Origin of the sequence: Haliea sp., assembly GCF_040222615.1 — a bacterium.
Taxonomy (GTDB): Bacteria; Pseudomonadota; Gammaproteobacteria; order Pseudomonadales; family Halieaceae; genus Haliea.
Genome location: NZ_JAVKCQ010000142.1, coordinates 1 through 3,822, shown reverse-complemented (window position 1 = coordinate 3,822; position 3,822 = coordinate 1). Strand labels below are relative to the sequence as shown.

General features: G+C 60.2%; 5 protein-coding genes. All 5 read left to right on the top strand.

Annotation, left to right across the window (positions count from 1 at the left end):
- The coding region (gene zapE, locus RJQ10_RS11710; protein ID WP_350146770.1) for an AFG1/ZapE family ATPase at nt 1-231 on the top strand (231 nt) is incomplete at its 5' end.
- A 139-nt stretch (nt 232-370) separates the two neighbouring features.
- On the top strand, nt 371-799 hold the full coding sequence (gene rplM, locus RJQ10_RS11705) for a 50S ribosomal protein L13 (protein WP_350146768.1): 429 nt from the start codon (nt 371-373) through the stop codon (nt 797-799).
- A 12-nt stretch (nt 800-811) separates the two neighbouring features.
- Nucleotides 812-1,204, top strand: coding sequence for a 30S ribosomal protein S9 (rpsI, locus tag RJQ10_RS11700; RefSeq protein WP_350146767.1), 393 nt, complete (start codon nt 812-814; stop codon nt 1,202-1,204).
- 236 nt (nt 1,205-1,440) lie between these two features.
- The gene (gene petA / locus RJQ10_RS11695) at nt 1,441-2,037 is read left to right on the top strand and encodes a ubiquinol-cytochrome c reductase iron-sulfur subunit (protein WP_350146765.1); all 597 of its coding nucleotides are present in this window, start codon (nt 1,441-1,443) and stop codon (nt 2,035-2,037) included.
- On the top strand, nt 2,037-3,822 hold a 1,786-nt coding region (locus RJQ10_RS11690), incomplete at its 3' end, for a ubiquinol-cytochrome c reductase (RefSeq protein WP_350146763.1). The genes petA and RJQ10_RS11690, both read left to right, overlap by 1 nt.

Genomic DNA, 3,822 nt, shown 5'->3' with positions numbered 1-3,822 from the left:
GTGCTGTCCGGGGTGCCGGCGCTCGGCGCCGGCAATGACGACGCGGCGCGCCGCTTCATCAACCTGGTGGATGAGTTTTACGACCGCAACGTAAAACTTGTCATGGCTGCTGACAGGCCCCTGTCCGGCCTGTATGATGGCCACCGCCTGCAGTTCGAGTTTCAGCGCACTGTGTCCCGCTTGCAGGAAATGCAGTCCCACGAATACCTGGCCAGGGAACATCGCCCCTGAGGTTAAGATCCTGTGGTACAGCTTGAAGGCGCCCTGGTGGCGGGGCGCCGGCAATCGTTATTTTTGAGCTTGAAAAGCCGGGTGCGAAGCAGTAGTATTCGCGCTCTCGAAATTGGAGCCCTCCAAGAGGCGTTTATTCATGAAAACTTTTAGTGCCAAAGCCGAAGAAGTGAGCCACGACTGGTTCGTGGTAGACGCTTCCGACAAGACCCTCGGGCGTCTGGCCAGCGAAATTGCTCACCGCCTGCGCGGCAAGCACAAGGCGGAGTACACACCGCATGTCGATACCGGTGACTACATCGTGGTCATCAATGCCGAGAAAGTGCGGGTCACCGGTGCCAAGGCAACGGACAAGATGTACTACCACCACACCGGCTTCATCGGTGGGATCAAGTCAATTTCCTTCGAGAAGTTGATCGACAAGGCGCCGGAGCGGGTCATCCAGACCGCGGTCAAGGGCATGTTGCCCCGCAACCCGCTGGGTCGTGCCATGTTCAAGAAGTTGAAGGTGTATGCGGGCGCCGAGCATCCGCATACTGCGCAGCAGCCGCAAGCACTGAACATCTAACGGAAACTCTCTATGTCAGCAACCCAATATTACGGTACCGGCCGTCGCAAGACTTCCACGGCTCGCGTGTTCATCCAGAACGGTGGTGGCAGCATCACGGTCAACAAGCGTCCCCTCGACCAGTACTTTGGTCGCGAAGTGGCGCGGATGATCGTGCGCCAGCCCCTGGAGCTGGTCGAACTGGCCGACAAGTTCGACATCAATGTCACGGTGGAAGGCGGCGGCAGCTTCGGTCAGGCCGGTGCCATTCGCCACGGTATTACCCGTGCGCTGATGGACTACGATGAGTCGCTTCGCGGCACCCTGCGTCGTGCCGGCTATGTGACTCGCGATGCCCGGGAAGTCGAGCGGAAGAAAGTGGGTCTGCGCAAGGCGCGCAAGCGTCCCCAGTACTCCAAGCGCTGATTTGTTCGGTTGGCCTTGCGGGCCGACTGTCGCGTCTCGAAAACGTCCGGTTTGGAATACAGGCCGGGCGTTTTTTTGTGATGGAAAACAGGGGCTTGCGCCTTCCGGCGGTTGTGTAGACGGGGCTTTGCCTTGTCACGAACGGGCAAAGTCATTACTATTTGCAGCATTTTTTGCGAAGTGGTCCCTACGGTCTGGCGGCTCTTGCGCCCGGCCGGTAATCAGGAGAAAAAAGCATGAGTAGCGATGGCGTGAATACCGGCAGGAGACGTTTCCTGACGGCCGCGACGAGTGTAGTGGGCGTCGCTGGCGCGGTGGGTATTGCCGTTCCCTTCGTCGGGTCCTGGAATCCGTCGGCCAAGGCCAAGGCCGCAGGCGCCCCGGTAAAGGCGGACATCAGCAAGCTCGAGCCCGGGCAGATGGTGGTGGTCGAGTGGCGCGGCAAGCCAGTCTACGTGGTGTACCGTACCGAAGCCCAGCTCGCCGACCTGGACAAACTGACCTCCGAGCTGAAGGATCCGGACTCCGCTATCTCCATCCAGCCCGATTACATTGAAGGCCCCGAGCGGGCCGTCCGCCGCGAAATCTTTGTCGCCGAAGGCCTGTGTACCCACCTCGGTTGTGCCCCCAAGTTTCGCCCCGAGGTCGGCGCCGCGGACCTGGGTGGAGGCGAGTGGCTGGGCGGGTTTTTCTGTCCCTGTCACGGCTCCAAGTTCGATCTCTCCGGACGCGTCTATAACAGTGCCCCGGCATCGACCAACCTGGTGATTCCGCCCTACTTTTACGAGAGCGACACCGTCATGGTAATTGGCATGGACGCGGAGGCAGCCTGATGATCAATATGCTTGTTGGATTGCGGGACTGGGTGGACGAGCGCCTGCCGATCATGCGCGCGTGGAACACCCACATGGGTCAGTACTACGCGCCCAAGAACTTCAACCTCTGGTACTACTTCGGGGTGCTCTCCCTGCTGGTGCTGGTCAACCAGCTGCTCACCGGCATCTGGCTGACCATGAACTACACGCCCAGCGCGGAAGAGGCCTTTGCCTCCGTCGAGTACATCATGCGCGACGTCGACTTCGGCTGGATGCTGCGCTACATGCACTCCACCGGCGCCTCCGCCTTCTTCGTGGTCGTCTACCTGCACATGTTCCGCGCCCTGATTTACGGCTCCTACAAGAAACCGCGTGAGCTGATCTGGATTTTTGGCATGCTGATCTTCGTGGTTCTGATGGCAGAGGCCTTCGTGGGCTATGTACTGCCCTGGGGCCAAATGTCCTATTGGGGAGCCCAGGTGATCATCTCCCTGTTCGGCGCCATTCCGGTGGTCGGCGAGGGTCTGGTCACCTGGATTCGCGGCGACTACCTCATTTCCGGCGTTACCCTGAACCGCTTCTTTGCCCTGCACGTTGTCGCCCTGCCCATTGTCCTGCTGGCGCTGGTGGTATTGCACCTGCTCGCCCTGCACGAGGTGGGCTCGAACAATCCCGATGGCGTGGAGATCAAAAAGAAGAAGGGCCCTGATGGCATCCCGCTGGACGGCGTGGCCTTCCACCCCTACTACACGGTGCACGACCTGCAGGCGATAGGCGTGTTCCTGTTCATTTTCTGCGCCGTCATGTTCTTCATGCCGGAAATGGGCGGCTTCTTCCTCGAGTACGCCAATTTCGAAGAGGCGAACCCGCTGAAAACCCCGGATCATATCGCGCCGGTGTGGTACTTCACTCCCTTCTACTCCGTGCTGCGTGCGGTGCCGGACAAGTTCTGGGGCTTCGTGGCCTTTGCCGCCTCAGTAGCGATTCCGTTCCTGTTGCCGTGGCTGGATCGCAACCCGGTCAAGTCCTGGCGCTATCGCGGTAACCTCAACAAGATCATGCTGGTACTGTTTGTGGCGTCCTTCCTGATCCTCGGGGTCCTCGGCGTCAGGGCGCCCACACCGGAACGGACCTTCCTGGCCCAGATCTGCTCGGTATTCTACTTTGCCTTCTTCCTGCTGATGCCTGTCTGGTCGACGCTGGACAAGACCAAGCCCGTACCGGAGCGCGTCACCATGGACGGCGGTATTGGATTCTGGGGCAGTGTGGGTGGCCTGGCCCTGATTCTGGCGCTCACTATCCTGCCGCTGAAAGCGGTGGGCGCGGGGGGGGAGTTCAACTGCGGCACTATCCCCTGTGATGAGATCAGCGTTGATCCGGCGGACAAGCCCTCCTTGCAAAACGGGGCCAAGCTGTACATGAACTACTGCATGGCCTGTCACTCGATGAAGTTTTCCCGCTACAACCGTGTGGCCGCCGACCTCGACATTCCCGAGGACCTGTTCGCGGAAAACCTGATCTTTGATCCCGATGTGCGCATTGGTTCGCTGATGGACAACGCCATGGACGATGCGCTGGCCAAGGTCTGGTTCGGGGTTACCCCGCCTGACCTGACCCTGGTCGCGAGGGCGCGCCAGCCAGATTGGCTGTATACCTACCTGCGTACCTTTTACAAGGACGACAGCCGTCCGTACGGTGTCAACAACAAGGTATTCAAGGATGTGGGCATGCCCCATGTCCTGCTCGGGCTGCAAGGCCTGCAGGAGTGCGCCATGGGTCCGGGCAAAGCTGATAACGGCGGCG

Coding starts and splice junctions, on each gene's coding strand:
- petA (WP_350146765.1), top strand. CDS start 1,441: ATGAGTAGCGATGGCGTGAATACCGGCAGGAGACGTTTCCTGACGGCC.
- rpsI (WP_350146767.1), top strand. CDS start 812: ATGTCAGCAACCCAATATTACGGTACCGGCCGTCGCAAGACTTCCACG.
- rplM (WP_350146768.1), top strand. CDS start 371: ATGAAAACTTTTAGTGCCAAAGCCGAAGAAGTGAGCCACGACTGGTTC.